The organism is Rahnella sp. PAMC25617, from assembly GCF_050606005.1.
Lineage (GTDB): Bacteria > Pseudomonadota > Gammaproteobacteria > Enterobacterales > Enterobacteriaceae > Rahnella > Rahnella variigena.
This window is the reverse complement of sequence record NZ_JBOCUM010000199.1, coordinates 1-234: the sequence shown is the minus strand read 5'-3', so window position 1 is coordinate 234 and position 234 is coordinate 1. Positions and strand designations below refer to the sequence as shown.

1 protein-coding gene is annotated in these 234 nt (G+C 38.9%); it reads left to right on the top strand.

Annotated elements, in window-relative coordinates; genetic code table 11:
• Positions 1-234: hypothetical protein (locus ACM615_RS24180; RefSeq protein ID WP_431012675.1), on the top strand; the 234-nt coding region annotated here is incomplete at both ends.

Genomic DNA, 234 nt, shown 5'->3' with positions numbered 1-234 from the left:
TACTAACACTTTAAAATTTAATCCTGTAAACTTAGCACATAATTCCACCTATACCATTGCGGTTGGAATTACCAATGCACCCACATCCGGTAACACCTGCCCTCAAATTGGGGGAAACGGGCAATTGGCGCAGCAAAAGAATACCTTGGTAGGCATTAATAAAAAAGACAATGAGCACGATGTCTTGCGATTATTAAAATCTAACAATACGATAGTTGTTGATGAATTTGGCGT